Raw genomic sequence first — 20,674 nt, 5'->3', positions numbered from 1 at the left:
ATGACCGACGCCGCCGTCCCCCGCCCCGCCGAAGCCGCAACCGCCGCGGGGCGCGGCACAAGCTTAATCCGCCGCGCCGTCGACAGCGACATCTTCTATTCCTTCCGCCGCTCGCGGATGACGATGATAGCCGCGGTGGTCACGGCGTTGTTCTTCCTGCTCGCGATCTTTGCTCCGCTGCTGTCAGTGCAGAACCCGTTCGACCCGGCACAGCTGCAGCTGATGAACTCGCGGATCTCCCCGCTCTGGACCGCCGACGGCCAAAGCCCGTTCCTGCTCGGCACCGATGAGCAGGGCCGCGACGTGCTTTCCGCCATCCTCTATGGACTGCGCATTTCACTCACCGTCGGCGTGCTCGGCACGCTGCTTGCAGCCACGATCGGCATCACCCTCGGGCTGATCGCAGGCTATATCGGCGGCGCCGTGGACAGCGTGATCATGCGCATCGCCGACGTGCAGCTGACTTTCCCGGCCATCCTGATCGCGCTCATGGTCAACGGCATCGCCAAGTCCATGTTCGGCAACAAGCTAGATCCCATGAGCATGCTGGTCGTGCTGGTCCTCGCCATCGGCTTCAGCTTCTGGGTGCAATATGCCCGCACCGTGCGCGGCTCGGTCATGGTCGAGAAGAGCAAGGACTACGTTGCCGCTGCGCAATTGATCGGGCTGCCGGCACCGAAGATCATGCTGCGTCATGTGCTGCCCAATGCGATGGGACCTGTGCTGGTGATCGCAACCATCAACCTGGCACTCGCCATCCTCACCGAGGCGACGTTGTCGTTCCTCGGCACGGGCATGTCCGAAACCATGCCCTCGCTCGGCACGCTGATCCGCATCGGCAACAACTATCTGTTCGCCGGCGAGTGGTGGATCGTCGCCTTCCCCGGCATTGCGCTCGCCGGACTGATCCTTTCCATCAATCTGCTCGGCGACTGGCTGCGCGACGCGCTCAATCCGAAACTGCGATGACCGTACCCGTCCTTTCCGTCCGCAACCTGCAGGTGGAGTTCGTTACCCGCCGCGGCACGCTGCGCGCCATCGACGGCGTCTCCTTCGACATCGCCAAGGGCGAGGTGCTGGGCGTGGTCGGCGAATCCGGCGCCGGCAAATCCGTCACGGGGCTGGCCGCGATCGGGCTGATCGACCCGCCCGGCCGCATCTCCGGCGGCGAGATCCTGCTCGCGGGCGCGCGGATCGACGATCTGCCGCCGGAGGAGATGCGCCGCATCCGCGGCAAGCGCATCGGCATGATCTTTCAGGATCCGCTGACCAGCCTCAATCCGCTCTACCGGGTCGGCGAGCAGATCGTGGAGACCATCCGCACCCACTTGAGCCTGTCGGAGCAGGCTGCGCGCAAGCGCGCCATCGACTTGTTGGCCGAGGTCGGCATTCCCGCTCCCGAGAAGCGCATCGACGCCTATCCGCACGAATTCTCCGGCGGCATGCGCCAGCGCGTCGTCATTGCGCTGGCGATCTGCGCCGAGCCGGAGCTGATCATCGCCGACGAGCCGACCACCGCGCTCGACGTCTCCGTGCAGGCGCAGATCATCTCGCTGATCAAGCGGCTCGGTCGCGACCACGGCACCGCGGTGATGCTGGTGACGCACGACATGGGCGTGATCGCGGAGACTTCCGACCGCGTCGCCGTGATGTATTCCGGCCGCATCGCCGAGATCGGCCCGGTGCAGGACGTCGTGCGCAATCCGCTGCACCCCTACGCCAAGGGCCTGATGGGCGCGATCCCGACGCTTGCAGGCGAAGACAAGCGGCTGGTGCAGATCCCGGGCTCGATGCCGCGGCTGTCGGCCATCCCACCCGGCTGCTCCTTCAATCCGCGCTGCGGCTTTGCCTTCGACCGCTGCCGCGTCGAGCGGCCCGAGCCGATCCGCCATGGCGCGCAGTCGGTCGCCTGCCATCTCTATGACGCCTCGGCCAAGGACAGCGCGGCATGAGCTACGTCGACGTCAGAAACCTGCGCCGCGTCTTCGACGTCTCGAAACCGTGGCTCAACCGCGTGCTGGAAGGCGGCCAACTCGAATTCCTCAAGGCGGTCGATGGCGTCACCTTCGACATCAAGCGCGGCGAGACCTTTGCGCTGGTCGGCGAGTCCGGTTCGGGCAAAACCACGGTGGCACGCATGGTCGTTGGCCTCCTGCCGCCGAGCTCCGGCGAGGTGGTGATCGACGGCGTGTCGATGACCAACCCGAAGCAGGCGCAGGCGCGGCAGCGACTGCGGCGCCGCATCCAGATGATCTTTCAGGACCCGTATGCGAGCCTCAACCCGCGCTTCCGGGTCGATGCCATCATTGCCGAGCCGATCCGCGCCTTCGACCTGATCCAGGGCGAGCGCGACATCAGGGCGCGCGTCGGCGAGCTGCTTGGCCTCGTCGGCCTGCATCCCGACGACGGCTTGAAGTACCCGCACGAATTCTCCGGCGGCCAGCGCCAGCGCATCGCGATCGCGCGCGCGCTCGCCTCCAATGCCGAATTCATCGTCTGCGCCGAGCCGACCTCGGCGCTCGACGTTTCCGTGCAGGCGCAGATCCTCAATCTGATGCGCGACCTGCAGGACAAGTTCGGCCTCACCTATCTCTTCATCAGCCACAACCTCGCCGTGGTCCGCCACATGGCGACCCGGATCGGCGTGATGTATCTCGGCCGCATTGTCGAGATCGCGGAAGGGCGCCAGATGTTCGCCACGCCCCGCATGCCCTACACCAAGATGCTGCTCGGCGCCGTTCCGGACCTCGCGATGTCCGGCCGGCAGCGCATTCCGGTGAAGGGCGAGATCCCCAATCCGATCGACCCGCCACCCGGCTGCGCCTTCAACCCGCGTTGTCCCCTCGCCTTCGACCTCTGCCGGCGGGAAGCGCCGTTGTTGATCGATGGCGTGGCCTGCCACGCCGTCAATACCGCCCCCGCGCCGGCCTGATCGAAGGTCCGGCTGGACGCCCACCGGCATGCCCGTTGGCAGCCCGTCCCTCCTGTGCTCAATTGCGCATCGCCTGCCGCGGCCAATAACAAGGGGTCCATTGCCATGAGCAACATCAATCCCGATCCGTTCACGACCCGGCCCGAGATCGAGGGATTGTTCGGCGTCGTGACATCGACGCACTGGATCGCGACAGCGGTCGGGATGGCGACCCTCGAGAAAGGCGGCAACGCCTTCGACGCCGGCGTTGCCACCGCCTTCACCTTGCAGGTGGTCGAGCCGCACCTCAACGGCCCCGGCGGCGACGTGCCGATCATCGTGCACGATGTCAGGCGCGGCAACACCGAGGTGATCTGCGGCCAGGGCCCGGCACCTGCGAAAGCGACCATCGCGCATTACTGCAGCGAAGGCCTCGACATGGTGCCGGGCACCGGCCTGCTGGCGGCCTGCGTGCCCGGCACGTTCGAATCCTGGATGCTGCTGCTGCGCGACTACGGCACGCTCAGACTGCGCGACGTCCTCGAGCCCGCGATTGCCTATGCCGCCAACGGCTACCCGCTGGTCGAACGCGCGTCGGCAACGATCCAGACGGTCGAGCAACTGTTCCGCAAGCACTGGCCCACCTCCGCGGCCGTCTATCTGCCGAACGGCGAAGTTCCGAAGCCCGGCACCATCTTCACCAACAAAACGCTCTCCGAGACCTACGCCCGCATCCTGAAGGAAGCCGAGAGTGCCGGCAGCAATCGCGATGCACAGATCGAACGCGCGCGAAAGGCATGGTCTCAGGGCTTCGTTGCGGAGGCGATCGACAAGTTCTGCCGCACCCACGAGGTGATGGACGTCTCCGGCTCCCCGCATCGCGGCGTGCTCTCGGCCGATGACATGGCGCGCTGGCAGCCGACGGTCGAGGCGCCGCTGACCTACGATTACGGCCGCTACACTGTCTGCAAGGCCGGCGCCTGGAGCCAGGGTCCAGTGATGCTGCAACAGCTGGCGCTGCTGAAAGGTTTCGATCTCGACGGGCTCGATCCGACCGGCCCCGACTTCATCCATCTCCAGGTCGAATGCGCCAAGCTCGCCTATGCCGACCGCGAGAAATTCTACGGCGACCCCAAGTTCAACGACATCCCGATCGCGACGCTGCTGTCGGACGCCTATAACGACGAGCGGCGCAAGCTGGTCTCCAGAGACAAGGCTTCGCTCGATTTCACCCCGGGCTCGGTCGAAGGCTTCGGCGCTGTCGTGAAACTGCGCCGCGCCGAAGGCCATCGCGAGGCCGTCGGTGCCATGGGCGCGGGCGAGCCGACCGTCGGCCGTTTCGGCGAGGTGCGCGGCGACACCGTGCATTTCGACATCATCGACAAGGCCGGCAACATGATCTCCTCGACGCCCTCCGGCGGCTGGCTGCAATCCTCGCCGGTCGTTCCCGAGATCGGCTTTTGCCTCGGCAGCCGGGCGCAGATGTTCTGGCTCGAGGAAAACCACCCCGCCTCGCTCGCGCCCGGAAAGCGTCCGCGCACGACGCTGTCGCCGACCATGGCGCTGCGCGACGGCGAGCCGTATCTCGCCTGGGGTTCTCCGGGCGGAGACCAGCAGGACCAGTGGATCACGCAATTCTTCCTGCGCCACGTTCATGCCAAGCTGAATCTGCAGGAAGCGATCGACGCGCCGGCCTGGCACACCGAGCATTTCCCGATCTCGTTCTGGCCGCGCACCGCGCGCCCCGGCGTGCTGGTGGTCGAGAATCGCGTCCCCAAGGCGACCGTCGACGAGCTCACGCGGCGTGGGCATATCGTCGAGACCGGCCCCGACTGGTCGGAAGGCCGCCTCACCGCCGCCTCCAAGGTCGGCCCGCGCCGCCGCGCCGCCGCCAATCCGCGGGGCATGCAGGGCTACGCAGCCGGACGCTAGCGAGATGACCTGGTCGATCATCGCCCGCGATCCCCCAACCGGCCAGATCGGCATCGCGATCGCGACCAGGTTCTTCGCCGTCGGATCGCTCGTGCCGCATATTGCGCCAATGCTTGGTGGCGTAGCCACGCAGGCGCTGGTCAATCCCTATTACGGCATCGACGGCGTCAAGCTGCTGCGCGAGGGCAAATCCTCCCACGAGATCATCGCGACGCTGATTGCGGCCGATGACGGCCGCGAGAGCCGGCAGCTGCACATCATGGATGCCAGCGGTCGCATTGCTGCCTACACGGGAAGCGAATGCGTCGACTGGTGCGGGCATGTCGAAGGTGCAGGATTCTCCATCGCCGGCAACATGCTTGCCGGCCGGCAAGTGCTCGACGACACCGCGAGGGCCTTTGCGGCGAACGACAAGCTCCCCTTCGCCCAGCGTCTGATCGCTGCGATGAAGGCCGGCGAAGCGGCCGGCGGCGACAAGCGCGGCAAGCAGTCGGCGGCGCTCTTGATCCATGGCGAGGAGGAGTGGCCCAACCTCGATCTGCGCGTCGACGACCACGCCGATCCGCTCGCCGAACTCGCGCGGCTCGAGCAAGTCAGCCGCGAGCGCTGGGTGCATTTCCGCCCCTTCCTGCCGACGCGAAAGAATCCCGCTGGTGTCTCCGACCGCGCCATCATCGACGCCTCGGTTCAGGCCGCTATCGCGAGCCAATCGTGACGACCTCACCGCCGAGGCGAGCGTCCTGATCAGATCACGATCTCCCGCGTCACCCGGCGGCAGTCCATCTCGTATTCGAGATCGATCACCGGCGGCCGGGCAAAGTGCCAGGTGAGGCCCGAGCGGGCCGCGCCGCGCTTCACCAGTTCCTCGCCGACCACGTGGTGGAAATCGCGGATCGTATAGACCTGCGCGGCCGTCGCGTCCTTCCAGCCGAAGCCGAACGCACCCATGCGGCTCTCCATGGCGCCGACGACATGGCGAACCTTGTCCCTGATGCCGTCGGGACCGAGGTCGCGATAGCGCACGGTGCGCTCGGAATAGGGTCCCGCCCCTTCCATCGCCTCGCCGCTGCCGGCGATGACGAAGCTCGCCGTCGCATTCGTGCTCGGCCGCACGAACGAAAACGCGTGGAACGAAGGCTCGCCCGGTGGATCGATCTCGGGGCAAACGTTGCTGCGCGCCACCGGATTGGTCTTGCCGTCATAGATGCCCCATTCGGCGAGCGTCTTCACATAATGCTGGTTGAACTCGAGAAAGCCCTGATCGGTGAAGGCGGCGGGCGAGCGCAGCTCACAGGCGCAGAACGACGTCAGCGGCCGGCCTGCCGCCTTGATGTATTCGGCGATCTTCGCAAAGCCCTCGGCGAGCGTCGGCATCCTGTCGAAGCGCACCCGCTCGATCTCGTAGCCGGGCAGCGCGGCCGCGCCGGCTGAATACTGAAACACGGCCGGAATGAACCGGTAATTGCCGGCCGCAAAGTCGCTGGTCATGTCGCCTCCCCTTCTTGCTTCTTCTTATTCCAGCTGCATGCGGACGCCCTTGCCGCCGTTGAGCAGCCGCTTGAGATGGAAGCCGGCGAGCGCATCGTCGGCATGCGCGCCGACCAGCGCGGCAAAGGCCGGCATGGCGCCGGCATCGCCTGCCTCCAGCTTGGCGAAGGCTGCCAAATACTGCGCCGTTGCCGGCGAGGAGAAGGCATCCTCACGCAGCGGCTCAAAAGCGCGCAGCGGTTCGCTCCGCCCGCGCAGCACGATGTCGCCGACCGGCCGTCCCCTGAAATTCTCGGCGGCACGGGCTACGGAATCGCTGACGCAAATCCGTGTACCCAGGAACTTGTTGGCCGCCTGAAGCCGCGCTGCCGTGTTGACGGTGTCTCCATGAGCCGTGTAGTCGAAGAACCTGCTTCCGCCGAAATTGCCGACCAGCGCAGGGCCCGCATGGGCGCCAATCCGCGTCGTTCCGAAATTCACGCCCGCCGCCCGCCAGCGTTGCTTGAATTGCTCGGCCCAGGCGTCGAGTTCGTGCGCGCAGGCCACCACCCGGGTCGCATAATCCGGCTGGTCGCCCGGAGCGTTGAACAGGATGTGGATTCCATCGCCGATGATTTTTCCGACCGTTCCCTCATGGGAGAACACGACATCGGTCATGCCGCCGGTATACTCGTTGAGCAGCTTGCCCAACACCTCGGGCGCGATGTTCTCTGCCAGCGAGGTGAAGCTCGTAACGTCGGTGAAGATCGTTGCAATATCGCGACGATGCACCCCCATGCCGTTATCGCCGGCGCCGTCGGCAGCCAGCCGACTGGCAAGTTGCGGCGAAAAATAGCGCGAAAGCGAGGCATGGGCCCGCTCGGCTTCAGCCTGGCGGCGGCGCGCGTCGCGCAGCGTCTCGACATGACGGATGGTCTTGGCGATGGTGGTCTCGAGGTCGGCGAAATCGATCGGCTTGGTGAGAAAGTCGAACGCGCCGCGGTTCATTGCCGTGCGGATGTTGCTCATGTCGCCATAGGCGGAGACGATGATGGTCGATTTCTTGTCATCGGCCTCCTGCAACCTGGCGAGCAGCGACAGGCCGTCCATCCGCGGCATATTGATATCGGACACTACCATGTCTACGCCCGGGTTGGCTTCGAGCTTCTGCAGCGCATCCAGCCCGTCATGCGCGAACACGAAGGCCACCGTGCCTTCGCGGATCTGGTGGCGGAATTTTTGGAGCACCAGTGCCTCGAGATCGGGCTCGTCGTCGACGACAAGGATAGTAGCTGTCATGCGGCCTGCCCTAGCCTCGAATCGATCTCTTGACGCAGCGCCGAGAAATCGATCGGCTTGGTCAGAAGTCCGTCGGCGCCACGTTCGAGCGCCTTCCTGCGGGTCTCGGCGTCGCCATAGGCCGTGATCATGATGACGGGAACGTCGGGTCGCTCGGCTCGCATGTTCGGCAGCATGTCAAGTCCGCTCATTCCGGGCATGTTGATGTCGGACAAAATCAATATCAGCGATGGATCGCGCAGCTCCGCAGCACGTCGGAGTGCCACCGGTGCGGACGGAGCGAACTCCATCAGGAAACGCCCATTGCGCAGCTCACGCCGGAATTGCTGGCGAAACAACATCTCGACGTCAGGCTCGTCGTCGATAACAAGTATGCAAACGCTCATTTCCGGCCTCCGGCAATCTCCTTCGCCGCACCCTTTCGAAGCAGCGTAATGATGAACTCCGTGAATGAGCCCGGCTCGGTGACGACGTCGATCTTGCCGCCATGCTGTTTCACGATGATGTCGTGGCTCATGGAAAGGCCGAGTCCCGTACCCTCGCCAGCCGGCTTGGTGGTGAAGAACGGATTGAACATCTTTTCCTTCACCTCGGGTGGAATGCCCGTACCATTGTCGCGAATGCGGATTTCTACCCGGTCGCCAAGGTTCTTTGTCGCCGCGCTCAGCGTCGGCTCGAAGCTCTCGCCCGTATTCTCCTTGCGCTTGGTCGCGGCGTAGAAGCCGTTGGAGATCAGATTGAGCAGGACACGGGCGATCTCCTGCGGGTAAACGTCGACCATGCCGGCTACCGGGTCGAGCTCGCGCTCGAGGGTGATGTTGAAGCCGCTCTTCTCCGCCCGTGCGCCGTGATAAGCGAGGTTGAGGCTTTCCTCGACGAGGGCATTGATATCGGCCGGCCGGTGTTCGCCCGAGCCCTCGCGCGAATGCAACAGCATGTTCTTGACGATGGAGTCGGCGCGCTTGCCGTGCTGGACCACCTTCTCCAGGTTGCCTTTCAGCATATGCGTGAGCTCGTCGATGTCCTCGCGGGTCTTGGCATCGATTGCCGCGGACTTCAGCACGTCGTTCAATTCATCGATCAGCTCGGTCGAGAGGGAACCGAAATTGTTGACGAAGTTGAGCGGGTTCTTGATCTCGTGCGCGATGCCGGCAGTGAGCTGACCGAGGGAAGCCAGCTTCTCGGTCTGGATCAGGCGGTCTTGCGCCGTGCGAAGCTCGTCGAGGGACAGCGTGAGCTCGCGGGTGCGATCTTGCACCTTTCTCTCAAGGTCAGCATAGGATTCCTGAAGCCGCGAGCCCATGTCGTTGAATTGATCGGCCAAGCCTTCGAGTTCGTCCCCCGTCTTGATCGCGATACGCTGGGCGAAGTCTCCACTACCGATGCGCGCGGCGCCGGCGCGCAACGCCTGGATCGGGCCGACCATCCGCCGCGCGAGGAGTATTCCGGCTAGCACCGCGAATATCGAAGCCGCCAGCAGCACGATGGCCAACCGCTGCAGCGCAGCATAAAGCGAAGCATAGGCCTCCTGCACCGGCAGCTCGACGAACATGGTCCAGCGCAGCGGCCGGATCGGTGCGGAAGCCGTTAGCACCTCCTGCCCCTGGATGTTGGGCAGGCCCTGCAGCGAATCCGCGACCTGCACGCCGCCATTCACCATTGCAGCTTGCACCTGGGGGAGCCTGGACATGTCGGTGTTGCGAAGGACGAGACTGATGTCGGGATGCGCGATCAGCCGTCCTTGCGAGCCCACCACGTATGCGTGGCCGCGCTCGCCGACCTTGATCTGTGAAACCACATCCCAAATCAGCTTCAAGTTCACTTCTGCGATGCTCACTCCGGCGTCCTTGCGGGCGCCGGCCAGCGACAGCGTCATGTAAGGCTCGGATTCCCTGCGGAAATAGACCGGCCCGTAATAAACCTTGTTCGCGACGGCTTCGGTGAACTTCGGCTCGCTCGACAGGTCGAGGCCGCTGTCGATAACGTCCATGGCAAGCCGCGACACCCGCAACCGCTCCTTGCCCGCGGAATCGATCTGCGATAGCTCCGTGATCGCCGGCACCTGTCGCAATAGCCGCAGCGCATCGAAACGGCGGTTTTCCAGAGAGCTTGCCGACCAGGGCAATTGCGTGGTCCAGCCGAGCTGGCTTTCAATCTCCTTGATGAACTGGCCGATCTTGGCGGCTGCAGCCTCGGCCTGTTCATGCTGGATGCGGATGAGCGAAACCTTGTGCTCGCGATAATAGAGAATAACATCGAAAATGCCGTTCGACAGCAGCGCAACCGCAACTACCGCGACAAACAATGCGACATACTTGATGAAGAGCCGGCTGCGGGTCTTGGTCCCCGCCGGTCCCGCCTCCGGGGCTACCGATGACGGCTTCGCTGCAGGGAGCGCAGTCGATTGCCCCTCGGAGGCATCAGGACGGAGAGACATGCTCATCCTTGGGAACCTAGCAAGATCACGATACCTTGTCTCTGGCAGCCGACATCAGACGCACCATCCTGTTGGTTTGGGTCACCGCAGCAAACGACATCGCAGTCGTGCCACAGTCACCAGCGCCGTAAACTCCCGCCGCTTCATGCCGCTCCCTCAATTCGGCCACCGTGATTGTAACGAACAGACACAGCATCTTGGAATCGGCCCGGTGATCTATAGCCGGCAATTCGAAGGGCTGGCATCAATCTGTTACTGATCGACAAATCGCAGCGTATCCGCTTGTCCACTATTCTAGGATGTGGTCGGCGCCGACCAAGTATCTCTCCGAGATATTGAGGCCAAGGGAGCGGGCGGCCTTCATGTTCACGGTCAGCTCAAACCTGGTTGGTCGCTCCACGGGCAAATCGGCCGGCCTAGCACCCCGCAATATCCGATCCACGAAAACTGCTGTCCGGGCGACCATCACGCTCACATCGGGTCCATATGAGATGAGCCCGCCGGCCGATGCCCAAGCGCCCCAGCCTCCGATCAAGGGCAAGCGCTTCGCCATAGCGTAGCTTACGATGCGGGGCATCGAATTAACCATCAGTGTCGACGTGACGACATAGACTGAATCGACCTGTGCAGCCGCCGCCTGCTCAAGGGCCGGCTCAAGCTCATCTGCCTTGCCGACGGGCAGCGACAACAATTCCACTTTGAGAGCCTGGGCTGCGCGCGAGGTCTCTGCGAGTTCATTGTCGAGGTGATTGGGGTTCCACAGGAATGCCACTCGAGAGATCTGGGGAGCCGCCTCTCGCAACAATTGCAGGCGCTTCGATCCCAGCTCGTCGTGCAGGAATGTCACTCCGGTCGCGTTTCTCTCCGGCCGATTCAAGCTCGCCACCAGGCCCAGGCGAACTGGATCCGCACTTACCGAAAACACGATTGGCACCGATCGGCTCGCATCCCGTACGTAGGGAGCGATGTCGCCGCCGAATGCCATCATCATGTCGGGCCTGGAAGCTGCCAATTCGCGAGCCAGGCCTTGCAGCTTGCTCGCGTCATTCTCGGCGTAGCGGTAGTCGTATTGGATGGTCTTGCCCTGCGTGTATCCCAATGCCTCCATCGCGCCAAGGAATGGCTTCAGCGCATGGTCGTCCTGTTGTGTACCATAGCGAAGCATTCCTAGACGCGGCGGCCGAGCCTGGTTTTGAGCGCGAGCGAGCTGGCTCCAAAGGACGGTGGCGCTCCCTGCAATAACGAAGTCGCGTCGCTTCACGGCGTGGTCCATCCTGTCGGGAGAAAAAGTCTAGAAACGAGGGACTGCCGCTTCCTCACTCGATCACCTCATCGGCGCGCGCGATCAGGGTCGGCGGTATGGAAAGCCCGAGTGCCCTGGCTACCTTCAAATTGACGACGGTCTCGAATTTCGAAGGCTGCTGGACCGGCAATTCAGGAGGTTTGGCGCCCCTCGCTATTCGATCGACATAAGCCGCAAGCTGCCGATACTGCTCGGATTGCAAAGGCCCGTAAGAGCATATTGCGCCGCTTCGGGCGAAGACAGACCAACCAGCGACAACCGGCACGCGCAACTCCGTGGCAAAATCGAAGATCGCTTTTCGGTTTTGGACCGCAAATCCATCGGAGAAAACTGAAATCGCCTGCGCGGGATCGGCCTTGATCGCCGCAAATGCCGATTCCAGTTCCGTGACGGATTGAGTCGGGTAATACCGAATCTCGATGCCAAGGCGCTGACCGGTTTCCTCGCTATGAGCCCGCTCGAGGTTTGCACCGTGATGATTGGGGTTTGCGACGATTGCAACGCGCCGCAATCCTGGAACGATATCGCGCAAGATTTCCAGCCGCTTGCCATTCAGCTCTGCGGCCATCAGTGTTACGCCTGTCATGTTACCGCGCGGCCGTGCCAAGCTGTCGGCAAAGCCCGCCACCACCGGATCGCCACTGAAAATATAGATGATAGGAATGGGGAGAGAGAGCTTTGCAAGCTCCGACACGGCGGCGCCCTGGGCCACGATCATGTCGACACGGGATTTGACCAATTCTGCCGCAAGCTCGGGTACGCGCTCGAGTTGATCGTTCCCGAACCTATAATCGATGAGCAGGTTCTGGCCCTCGAAATAGCCCAGTTCAACAAGCCCCTGACGCATAGCCGTCAGGTACGGCGTGAGGCTTACCTCCCGCTGCGCCGTCAACCAGCCAACTTTGACAGTCTTTATATTGCCTTGCGCATTTGCAAATCGGGGCAGGCTGGCCATGGAGCCAACCATGGCCAAAAAGGCGCGCCGGTCCATCTAATCTCCCGGGTCAGCAATCAAATGGCTTCAAAGTCTCAGAGTACAGTTTCCCTATTGGGAATTGCAACCAATTTGCCTGCATCTCATGGCACGACGCCATACGGCTCGCGCCATTCTGCAATATATTAGTCGCATCGGCGGTGGCCGACGCCGCCGCCTCAAAATCAAGTCGCCTTCAGCGTCTTCTCCCCGCTGAGGTCGTATTCGGCGATCTCGCGCGTCCGCTCCGAATCGGCTTTGGCGCGATGGTCGGTGGCGAGCACCACATAGACCGACGGCAGCACGAACAGCGTGAACAGCGTGCCGATCGACATGCCCGCGACCACCACGAGGCCGATCGAGAAGCGGCTTGCCGCGCCTGCGCCGGTCGCCGTGAGCAACGGAATGAGGCCGGTCACCATCGCCGCCGTCGTCATCAGGATCGGACGCAGGCGGATGCGCGCGGCCATCTCGATCGCGGAGCGGCGGTCGAGACCCTCGTTGAGCTGGAGCTCGTTGGCGAACTCCACCATCAGGATGCCGTGCTTGGTGATGAGGCCGACCAGCGTCAGCAGACCCACCTGGGTGTAGATGTTCATGGTGGCGGCGCCGAAGAACAGCGGGATCAGCGCGCCGACGATCGCCATCGGCACCGAGATCATGATCACCAGCGGGTCGCGCAGGCTCTCGAACTGCGCCGCCAGCACCAGGAAGATGATGATCAGCGCAAAGCCGAAGGTGATCGCGAGCTGGTTGCCTTCCTGCACGTACTGCCGGCTGTCGGCGAGATAATCGTGGCTGAAGCCGGCCGGCAGCTTCTTGGCCTCGCTCTCCAGGAAGTCCACTGCCGCACCCACCGTCACACCCGGCATCGGCACGGCCTGGAAGGTCGCCGAGTTGAGCTGGTTGTAGTGGGTCAGCGAATTCGGGTCGGTGGCGGTCTCGATCGACACGAGGGTCGAGAGCGGCACCTGCTGGCCGCTCGCCGTTCCCACATAGTAGCCGCCGAGCGCTTCCGGCGACAGGCGCTGGCTGCGCGGCACCTGCGGGATCACCTGATAGGAGCGTCCCTCGAGGTTGAAGCGGTTGATGTAGTTGCCGCCGAGCAGCGTCGCCAGCGTGCCGCCGAGCTGCTGCATGTTGACGCCGAGATCCTGCGCCTTGGTTCGGTCGATCTTCACCCGCACCACCGGCTGGTTGAAGGCGAGATCGCTGTCGGAGACGATGAACAGGCCGCTCTTGCGCGCGGCATCCTTCAGCTTCTCCATCTGCTCATAGACGGCGCGGAAGTCGGCGGTCGAACTGATCACCATCTGCACCGGCAGGCCGCCCGGCCCGCCCGGCAGCGGCGGCAGGTTGAAGGCAAAAGCCTGGACGCCCTCGATCTTGGACAGCTCGGCCTGCACCAGCGGCTTCAGCTTGATCGAGGACCGCTTGCGCTCGTCCCATGCATGCAGCAACATGCCGGCGAAGCCGTTCTGCGCGCCGTTGATGCCGTTCAGCACGAAGCGCAGATCGGTCTCCGGGAATTTCTGGAACGACTGGTCGAGCTTCTCGCCGTAGAAGTTGAGATAGTCGATGTTGGCGTATTTCGGCGCCTTGGTCACCGCGAACACGATGCCCTGGTCTTCCTCGGGCGCAAGCTCCTTGGAGGTGTGCGTATAGAGGAAGCCGACGAGACCGAGGATGGTCACGGCGAACATCAGGGTGATCGGCTTGTAGTCGAGCGAGCGATCGAGCTTGCGGCCGTACCAGCGCGTCATCGCACCGAACACACGGTTGACCAGCCTGGCGAAACGCCCCTCGTCCGCGCTCTTGAGGAAGATTGAACACATCATCGGCGACAGCGTCAGCGCGATCACGCCGGACACGATCACGGACCCCGCCAGCGTGAAAGCGAATTCGCGGAACAGCGAGCCGGTGAGGCCGCCGAGGAAGCCGATCGGCGCATAGACGGCGGCGAGCGTGATCGTCATCGAGATAACGGGACCGACGATTTCGCGCGCGCCCTGCAGCGAGGCCTGTACCGGGGATTTGCCCTCTTCGAGATGGCGATGGATGTTCTCCACCACCACGATGGCGTCGTCGACCACGAGGCCGATGGCGAGCACCATCGCCAACAGCGTCAGCAGGTTGAAGCTGAAGCCCGCCATCAGCATCAAGGTGCACACACCGATCAGCGACAGCGGAATAGTGACGACGGGAATGATGACGGAGCGGAACGAGGCCAGGAACAGGAAGATCACGGCGACCACGATCAGCACGGCCTCGATCAGCGTCGCCTTCACCTCGTCGATCGACGATTGAATGAACTTGGTGGAATCGTAGGCCACCTTCATCTTCAGGGAGGGCGGCAGGTTGCGCTCGATTTCCGGCATCAACGCACGCACGCCCCTGACGATTGTCAGAGGATTGCCCTGTGGCGTTGCCTCCACGCCGATGAAGATCGCATGCTCGCCGTTGAAGGCCACGCTGGCGTCGGTACTCTGCGCGGCAAGTTCGACGGTTGCGATGTCCTCCATGCGCACGAACCCGCCGTCCTTGGCCTTCACGATCATGCGCTTGAACTGCTCGACATTGCGCAAATCGGTATTGGTCTGGACGTTGGAGACGATGAAGAAGCCCTTCGCCTGACCGGCCGCAGACTGGAAGTTGTTGGCGGCGATCGCCAGCGCCACCTCGTTCGCGGTGATATTGCGCCCCGCCATCTTGACGGGATCGAGCCAGACCCGCATCGCGAAGGTCTGTCCGCCGAGGATGGTGGCCGACGCCACGCCGTCGACGGTGGAGAGCACCGGCTGCACCACGCGCGTCAGATAGTCCGAGATCGCCGAGCCCGTCAGCTCCTCGCTGGAGAAGCCGAGATACATCACGGCGGTGGTCTGCCCCGTGGTCTTGGTGACGATCGGATCGTTTGATTCCTTCGGAATCAGGTACTTCACCGAGTTGACCTTGGCGAGCACCTCGGTGAGCGCCTGGTTCGGGTCGAAATTCAGCTTGATGTAGACCTGGATCGTGCTGGTGCCCTGCACCGAGTTCGACGTGATGTAGTCGACGCCTTCGGCCGAGGCGACCGCCTGCTCGATCGGCGTAGTGATGAAGCCGGAGATCAACGCAGCGGACGCGCCGGGATAGACGGTGGTGACGTTCACCACCGTGTTGGACAGCTTCGGATATTGCCGGATCGGCAGCACCATCGCGGCCCTGAAGCCGATCAGGAGGATCAGCAGGCTGACGACGACCGACAGCACCGGCCGCTTGATGAAGATATCGGTGAACGAACCCATCGCTTGGCCTCGAAATCAGTAACGCGGCGCCTGCGCCGGGATCGGCGGCGTCGGATCGGTCGAGATCGTCACCGCGGAGCCCGATTGCAGCTTGAGCTGGCCGAGCGCGACGACGCGATCACCGGCCTTCAGTCCCTTCAGGATCTCGGTGCGGCCCTCGATGCGGTTGCCCGTCTGCACGAAGGTGCGGGTTGCTACCAGCCCCGTCTTGCCGTCCTCGCCCTTCTTCTCCCCGATCAGGAACACGGAGTCGCCATAGAGCGTGTAGTCGACGGCCGTTTCGGGCACGGTGATGACCGCCGGCTTGTCCGGCAGCACCACGGTAGTGCTGGCGAACATGCCCGGCTTGAGGATCCTGTCCGGATTGGCAATCGTCGCCTGCACACGGATGTTGCGCGTGTCGGTCGCAATCTGCGGCTCGATGGTGGTGATCTTGCCTTCGAAGGTGCGGCCGGGGAAGGCATCGACCTTGATCCGCACGGTCTGCCCGACCTTGAGCGCGCCGGAATCCTTTTCCGTCACCGTGAAGTTCAGGAACAGCATCGACAGATCGGTCAGCGACACGATCTGCGTGCCCGCGGTCAGGTATTGGCCGACCTCGACCTTGCGCACGCCAAGCTCGCCGTCGAACGGCGCGCGCACCAGCTTTTGCGAGATGATGGCTTCGGTCTTGGCGATGCCGGCATTGGCCTGATCGAACGCCGATTGCGCCTGGTCCACCGTGACCTGTGCGCCGAACTGACGTGCGGCGAGCTGCTGGGCGCGTTCCAGCGACAATTGTGCCATGGTCGCCTGCGCCTTGAAGGTTGCGAGATCGCCCTGCTCCGGCCCGTCGAACAGCTGCACCAGCGGCGTGCCCGCCTTCACGCTGGCGCCTGCGGTGAACAGGATGGCGGTGATGCGGCCGTTGACGTCGGAGGTGACGTTGACCTGGTGCACGGCGGCGAGATCGCCGACCGCGGTGAGCAGGTTCGGAATCACCTCGGACTTCGCTTCGGCAATATTGACCGCCACCGGCGGCGGCTTGTTGCCGGCGAAGAAGCCCTTGATCATGTTCGCGCGGAACTTCTCGAAGCCGACAAAGGCGCCGACAATCAGCACCAGGCCAAGGCCCACGATGATGGACCAGCGCAGCATCTTGACCGGCCGCTTCTTCGGCGGCTCGCCGACCGGTTTGCCCTTGATGTTTGCTTCTGCGGCAATGTTCATTTTATGCACTTTCCCTGGCTACCGATTGTCCCGGTGTCGATGACAAGGCGCGGTCGAGATGGAAGGCAATTGCGGCCTCGGTAAGTCCGATGCCGCGGAGGATAAACTGGCAAAGCTGCCGTTCGAGAACGGCGACGTCGCCATACTCAAGACAAGGCGTTACCGGCAGCCCTGTCATGGCTGCGGTCAGAACGGTGTGGTGGGCGAACCAGAACAGGTTGAGCGGGTCGCCGCCGGTCTCGACGGCATCGCCGGCCTCGATGGCGCGCTCCAGCGAGGTAACGAAGGTCGGCCCGATTAGATCGGCGATCTTGCCATAGAGCAGACGCGCGAACTCACCGTCCTCCAGATGGCTCGCCGCCATGAAGCGCAAGCGTTGCGCCTCCTCCTGGTCGGAGCCGTTCGAGATGTTGACGAAGTGCCCGACCATGCCGCGCACGAGCTCGACCAGCGTCGCGGTCGAGGGCTCCTGTCCGAGCAGATGCGCCAGCTCCGGATCGGCTTCGCATTCCTCCGCGAGGATCTCCGCATAGAGCGCGGCTTTGGAAGGAAAATGCTTGAACAAGAGCCCTTCCGAAATGGCGGCGGCGGCCGCCACGCTCTTGGTCGTGGTGCCGGCAAAGCCGTTGCGGGCGAAGCAGCGCTTGGCGGCGCCCAGGATCAGCTGGCGCCGCAGATCGGAGGTCATGCGGAGGTTAGACATGGGGCGTGTGAGTAATCACTCACCGAGGCAAAGTCAAGGCAATATATTGCATTGCATCAAGAGGTTGAGGGGTGGCTTGGGTTCCGAAATCGGCCGTAAAGCCAAGAGGATGGGCGGCTACAGCGGCGGAAATCCGAGGGAGTTGCGGATGCGGTTGACGATGAAGTTACCGTCGCGCATCGGCAGGATTCGCTCCACATTGGCGCCATCGATCTTCACATTGGCGAATCTCGGGCCGCTCATGACATCGTGCAGCTGCGGCACCAACCCTTCCACCTCCGCCATGGTGGTGATGGCCCTGACGTCGGCGATGCCGCAGGCTTTCGCCACGCCGACGAGATCGGCGACGGAAGAGGTGTGGCTGGTCTGCCCGCCGGTCTCGCCATAGCGCTCGTTATCGAGCACGACGATGGAGAGATTGCCCGGCTTCTGCATGCCGACGGTGGCAAGCGAGCCCATGCCCATCAGCATCTCGCCGTCGCCGGTGATGACGACCACCGGCACGTCCGGCTGCGCCAGCGCGAGCCCCAGTCCCATCATGACGGCGCCGCCCATGCCGCCCCAGAGATAGAAGTTGCGATCGTGATCGCCTGCGGCGGCCATGTCGTTGGTGGAGGCGCCGAGGCCCCCTACCGCGACCATGCCCTTGCGATCCTTCAACAGCGTTGCAACGACGGCGCGGCGATCGAGAAGATTGGCTTTGCTCATTTCACGAACACCTTTGCCCCGATCAGGCGCTGCGACAACAGGACGGCAGTCGGCGTGCAGGCGTTATAGGCCTGCGCCACGCCGGCCTCGACGACTTCGCGCACCTCCGCGGCCGAATTGGCGCGCATCACGCGGATGCCCGACAGTTCGAACACCGCCTGCGTGGTCGACCCCATCGGCACCTGCCAATGATTGAACTCGCCCCACTCGCCGCGCATGGTCACCAATGTGAAGAACGGCAAGCGGAACAGCGTCGCCAGCGAGAACATGTTGATACAATTGCCGACGCCGCTGGATTGCATCAGCAGCGCGCAGCGCTGCCCGCCGGCCCATGCGCCCGCGACCAGCGCGACGCCCTCCTCTTCCGTCGTCAGGGGAATGCCGCGCATCGTATCGGAAGCGAGGACGCGCTCGATCAGCCGGGAATGCCCGGCATCCGGCACATAGGGCACCTGCCGCACATCGTGGCGCTGCAGCACAGCATAGATGTCGTCCGGCCAGGCGGCCGTCTGTTGTTCCGACGTGTCGGTGCGGGCGTGCATCGGCGTTCCCGTTGTTAGTCTTGTTTTTTGGAGTTTAGATGGGCCGGCGCTTCCCATCAAAGCGCAAAACCGCATATGGCCCTGCGATTTCCTCTCGTCCGCTCGCGCGGCGCGGCTTTGCAGGGAATGCACCGAATTGTATTGCGCCGGCGAGGCCGCGGACTTACGATGGTTGCAAATGAGACTAATTAAGCTCAGGGACGGACCGCCATGAATGTCCACGCGCGGGAACTGGCCGACGGGTTCGACCTCGAACACCTGACGGGCGAATTCTACGCCAACCCCTACCCGACCTACCGCGCGCTGCGCGAGAGCGAGCCGGTCAAACGGATGCGCAACGGCTCGTATTTCCTGACGCGCTATGACGACCTCGTCACCGCCTACAAGAGCACCAGGGCCTACAGCTCCGACAAAAAGAAGGAGTTCTTCCCGAAATACGGCGACACACCGCTCTACGAGCACCACACCACCAGCCTCGTCTTCAACGATCCGCCGGCGCATACCCGCGTGCGGCGGCTGATCATGGGCGCACTTTCGCCGCGGGCGATAGCGGCGATGGAGCCGGACTTGATCCGGCTGATCGACATGCTGCTCGACTGCATCGCCGATAAAGACGAGTTCGAGCTGATCGAGGATTTTGCGTCCGCGATCCCGGTGGAGGTGATCGGCAACCTGCTCGATGTGCCGCGCGACGAGCGCGGGCCCTTGCGCGACTGGTCGCTGGCGATTCTGGGCGCGCTGGAGCCGGTGGTCAGCTCCGAAGTTGCCGCGCGCGGCAACCCGGCGGTGCCGGATTTTCTGGGCTATCGGGAGACGCTGGTGGCGCGGCGGCGCGAAAAGCCCGGCGATCCCGCCCGCGACGTGCTGACGCGGCTGATCCAGGGCGAGGAGAATGGCGAGCGGCTGACCGAGAAGGAGCTGCTGCACAACTGCATCTTCCTGCTCAACGCCGGGCACGAGACCACCACCAACCTGATCGGCAACGGCCTGGTGGCGCTGCTGCATCATCCCGACCAGAAACAGCGGCTGATCGAGCATCCCGAGATGATCAAGACCGCAGTGGAAGAGATGCTGCGCTACGAGAGCTCCAACCAGCTCGGCAACCGGATGGTAACGGAGCCGGTCGAGCTCGGCGGCATCGCCATGCCGGCGGGAACGCCGGTGACGCTGTGCATCGGTGCCGCCAACCGCGATCCCGCGCAGTTTCCAGATCCGGAAGTCTTCGATATCTCGCGCACTCCCAACCGGCATCTCGCATTCGCGACCGGTGCGCATCAATGCGCCGGGATGGCGCTGGCGCGGCTGGAAGGCGCGATCGCGATCTCGCGGTTCCTGGCGCGGTTTCCCGGATATGCGCTCGATGGCGAACCGGTGCGCGGCGGACGGGTGCGGTTTCGCGGGTTCTTGCGCGTGCCGTGTAAAACGAGCTGAACTTGTCATCACCTGCGAAAGGCGCAAACTTCGTAGGGTGGGCAAAGGCGTTCTTGCGCCGTGCCCACCTTTACCACTGTGCTCTTGAAGGTGGGCACGCTTCCGCTTTTGCTCGTTGAGCTACGGCGGACGGGGTCGCATGCCCACCCTGCAAAGCCGGACTGAACTTGTCATCACCCGCGAAAGCGGGTGATCCAGTACGCCGCGGCCTCTCGATTCAATCATCGCCGTCTCTGGAATACTGGATCGCCCGGTCAAGCCGGGCGATGACAGCGAAGTATGACGGAAGACACGCGCTCTCATTCTCACGGCTCGGAATCGCCTGAGTTTTGCATCTTCGTTGCACCCTCTTCGAAAAGAGGGCGCGGAGAAGGCCGGGCGCCGGCTGCGCCCGCAGCACCGTGTGCAACGGTAGTAAGAAAACGCACACGGATTTGACAGGTACAGCCAGGACATCCCGACCTTCCCCGCG

General features: G+C 63.6%; 17 protein-coding genes. 6 read left to right on the top strand and 11 right to left on the bottom strand.

From position 1 onward, the window contains the following. The 5 genes from ACT4OC_RS27875 (at position 1) to ACT4OC_RS27855 (ending at position 5,558) form a co-directional block, all read left to right on the top strand. The gene (locus ACT4OC_RS27875; protein WP_444842274.1) at positions 1 to 969 is read left to right on the top strand and encodes an ABC transporter permease; all 969 of its coding nucleotides are present in this window, start codon (positions 1 to 3) and stop codon (positions 967 to 969) included. Continuing rightward, positions 966 to 1,952 (top strand): ABC transporter ATP-binding protein, encoded by a 987-nt coding sequence (locus ACT4OC_RS27870; RefSeq protein WP_444842273.1) that lies wholly within the window; start codon positions 966 to 968, stop codon positions 1,950 to 1,952. The genes ACT4OC_RS27875 and ACT4OC_RS27870 overlap by 4 nt, the downstream gene beginning before the upstream one ends. Further along, positions 1,949 to 2,932 carry an ABC transporter ATP-binding protein gene (locus tag ACT4OC_RS27865; RefSeq protein WP_444842272.1) on the top strand — a complete coding sequence of 328 codons (984 nt, stop codon included), beginning with the start codon at positions 1,949 to 1,951 and terminating at the stop codon, positions 2,930 to 2,932. The genes ACT4OC_RS27870 and ACT4OC_RS27865 overlap by 4 nt, the downstream gene beginning before the upstream one ends. A 105-nt stretch (positions 2,933 to 3,037) precedes the next feature. After that, on the top strand, positions 3,038 to 4,843 hold the full coding sequence (locus ACT4OC_RS27860; protein ID WP_444842271.1) for a gamma-glutamyltransferase family protein: 1,806 nt from the start codon (positions 3,038 to 3,040) through the stop codon (positions 4,841 to 4,843). A 4-nt stretch (positions 4,844 to 4,847) separates the two neighbouring features. Beyond that, a complete protein-coding gene (locus ACT4OC_RS27855) occupies positions 4,848 to 5,558 on the top strand; it encodes a DUF1028 domain-containing protein (protein ID WP_444842270.1) in 711 nt (236 codons plus the stop codon). A 29-nt stretch (positions 5,559 to 5,587) separates the two neighbouring features. On the opposite strand, the gene cnbZ is transcribed toward ACT4OC_RS27855, so the two are convergent. From cnbZ to ACT4OC_RS27800, 11 genes are all read right to left on the bottom strand, one after another. Beyond that, positions 5,588 to 6,331, bottom strand: coding sequence for a 2-amino-5-chloromuconate deaminase CnbZ (gene cnbZ / locus ACT4OC_RS27850; protein WP_444842269.1), 744 nt, complete (start codon positions 6,329 to 6,331; stop codon positions 5,588 to 5,590). A 24-nt stretch (positions 6,332 to 6,355) separates the two neighbouring features. After that, positions 6,356 to 7,609 carry an adenylate/guanylate cyclase domain-containing protein gene (locus ACT4OC_RS27845; protein ID WP_444842268.1) on the bottom strand — a complete coding sequence of 418 codons (1,254 nt, stop codon included), beginning with the start codon at positions 7,607 to 7,609 and terminating at the stop codon, positions 6,356 to 6,358. After that, complete coding sequence (locus ACT4OC_RS27840; RefSeq protein WP_444842267.1) at positions 7,606 to 7,995, bottom strand: response regulator; 390 nt, start codon at positions 7,993 to 7,995, stop codon at positions 7,606 to 7,608. The genes ACT4OC_RS27845 and ACT4OC_RS27840 overlap by 4 nt, the downstream gene beginning before the upstream one ends. Next, positions 7,992 to 10,052, bottom strand: a complete 2,061-nt coding sequence (locus tag ACT4OC_RS27835; RefSeq protein WP_444842266.1) for a sensor histidine kinase — start codon at positions 10,050 to 10,052, stop codon at positions 7,992 to 7,994. Before ACT4OC_RS27835 ends, ACT4OC_RS27840 begins: the two co-directional genes overlap by 4 nt. Before the next feature lie 283 nt (positions 10,053 to 10,335). Further along, complete coding sequence (locus tag ACT4OC_RS27830) at positions 10,336 to 11,307, bottom strand: ABC transporter substrate-binding protein (RefSeq protein ID WP_444842265.1); 972 nt, start codon at positions 11,305 to 11,307, stop codon at positions 10,336 to 10,338. A gap of 55 nt (positions 11,308 to 11,362) precedes the next feature. Next, complete coding sequence (locus ACT4OC_RS27825) at positions 11,363 to 12,340, bottom strand: ABC transporter substrate-binding protein (protein ID WP_444842264.1); 978 nt, start codon at positions 12,338 to 12,340, stop codon at positions 11,363 to 11,365. 167 nt (positions 12,341 to 12,507) lie between these two features. Next, complete coding sequence (locus tag ACT4OC_RS27820) at positions 12,508 to 15,609, bottom strand: MexW/MexI family multidrug efflux RND transporter permease subunit (protein ID WP_444842263.1); 3,102 nt, start codon at positions 15,607 to 15,609, stop codon at positions 12,508 to 12,510. 15 nt (positions 15,610 to 15,624) lie between these two features. Beyond that, positions 15,625 to 16,818: an efflux RND transporter periplasmic adaptor subunit gene (locus ACT4OC_RS27815; RefSeq protein ID WP_444842262.1), complete on the bottom strand. Its 1,194-nt coding sequence runs from the start codon at positions 16,816 to 16,818 to the stop codon at positions 15,625 to 15,627. Position 16,819: 1 nt separating this feature from the next. Beyond that, positions 16,820 to 17,506, bottom strand: coding sequence for a TetR/AcrR family transcriptional regulator (locus ACT4OC_RS27810; protein ID WP_444842261.1), 687 nt, complete (start codon positions 17,504 to 17,506; stop codon positions 16,820 to 16,822). 132 nt (positions 17,507 to 17,638) lie between these two features. Next, on the bottom strand, positions 17,639 to 18,229 hold the full coding sequence (locus tag ACT4OC_RS27805; RefSeq protein WP_444842260.1) for a thiamine pyrophosphate-dependent enzyme: 591 nt from the start codon (positions 18,227 to 18,229) through the stop codon (positions 17,639 to 17,641). Continuing rightward, positions 18,226 to 18,771 (bottom strand): phosphonopyruvate decarboxylase, encoded by a 546-nt coding sequence (locus tag ACT4OC_RS27800; protein WP_444842259.1) that lies wholly within the window; start codon positions 18,769 to 18,771, stop codon positions 18,226 to 18,228. The genes ACT4OC_RS27805 and ACT4OC_RS27800 overlap by 4 nt, the downstream gene beginning before the upstream one ends. 210 nt (positions 18,772 to 18,981) lie before the next feature. Here ACT4OC_RS27800 and ACT4OC_RS27795 point away from each other — a divergent pair, with 210 nt between their 5' ends. Next, positions 18,982 to 20,202 (top strand): cytochrome P450, encoded by a 1,221-nt coding sequence (locus ACT4OC_RS27795; protein ID WP_444842258.1) that lies wholly within the window; start codon positions 18,982 to 18,984, stop codon positions 20,200 to 20,202. Positions 20,203 to 20,674 lie beyond the last annotated feature (472 nt).

Source organism: Bradyrhizobium sp. (assembly GCF_052389815.1).
Lineage (GTDB): Bacteria > Pseudomonadota > Alphaproteobacteria > Rhizobiales > Xanthobacteraceae > Bradyrhizobium.
The sequence above is the reverse complement of the archived record's forward strand: the minus strand, read 5'-3'. Positions and strand labels throughout refer to the sequence as shown.

Coding starts and splice junctions, on each gene's coding strand:
- ACT4OC_RS27860 (WP_444842271.1), top strand. CDS start 3,038: ATGAGCAACATCAATCCCGATCCGTTCACGACCCGGCCCGAGATCGAG.
- ACT4OC_RS27800 (WP_444842259.1), bottom strand. CDS start 18,771: ATGCACGCCCGCACCGACACGTCGGAACAACAGACGGCCGCCTGGCCG.
- ACT4OC_RS27855 (WP_444842270.1), top strand. CDS start 4,848: ATGACCTGGTCGATCATCGCCCGCGATCCCCCAACCGGCCAGATCGGC.
- ACT4OC_RS27865 (WP_444842272.1), top strand. CDS start 1,949: ATGAGCTACGTCGACGTCAGAAACCTGCGCCGCGTCTTCGACGTCTCG.
- ACT4OC_RS27875 (WP_444842274.1), top strand. CDS start 1: ATGACCGACGCCGCCGTCCCCCGCCCCGCCGAAGCCGCAACCGCCGCG.
- ACT4OC_RS27845 (WP_444842268.1), bottom strand. CDS start 7,609: ATGACAGCTACTATCCTTGTCGTCGACGACGAGCCCGATCTCGAGGCA.
- ACT4OC_RS27810 (WP_444842261.1), bottom strand. CDS start 17,506: ATGACCTCCGATCTGCGGCGCCAGCTGATCCTGGGCGCCGCCAAGCGC.
- cnbZ (WP_444842269.1), bottom strand. CDS start 6,331: ATGACCAGCGACTTTGCGGCCGGCAATTACCGGTTCATTCCGGCCGTG.
- ACT4OC_RS27820 (WP_444842263.1), bottom strand. CDS start 15,609: ATGGGTTCGTTCACCGATATCTTCATCAAGCGGCCGGTGCTGTCGGTC.
- ACT4OC_RS27815 (WP_444842262.1), bottom strand. CDS start 16,818: ATGAACATTGCCGCAGAAGCAAACATCAAGGGCAAACCGGTCGGCGAG.
- ACT4OC_RS27840 (WP_444842267.1), bottom strand. CDS start 7,995: ATGAGCGTTTGCATACTTGTTATCGACGACGAGCCTGACGTCGAGATG.
- ACT4OC_RS27825 (WP_444842264.1), bottom strand. CDS start 12,340: ATGGACCGGCGCGCCTTTTTGGCCATGGTTGGCTCCATGGCCAGCCTG.
- ACT4OC_RS27835 (WP_444842266.1), bottom strand. CDS start 10,052: ATGAGCATGTCTCTCCGTCCTGATGCCTCCGAGGGGCAATCGACTGCG.
- ACT4OC_RS27870 (WP_444842273.1), top strand. CDS start 966: ATGACCGTACCCGTCCTTTCCGTCCGCAACCTGCAGGTGGAGTTCGTT.
- ACT4OC_RS27795 (WP_444842258.1), top strand. CDS start 18,982: ATGAATGTCCACGCGCGGGAACTGGCCGACGGGTTCGACCTCGAACAC.
- ACT4OC_RS27805 (WP_444842260.1), bottom strand. CDS start 18,229: ATGAGCAAAGCCAATCTTCTCGATCGCCGCGCCGTCGTTGCAACGCTG.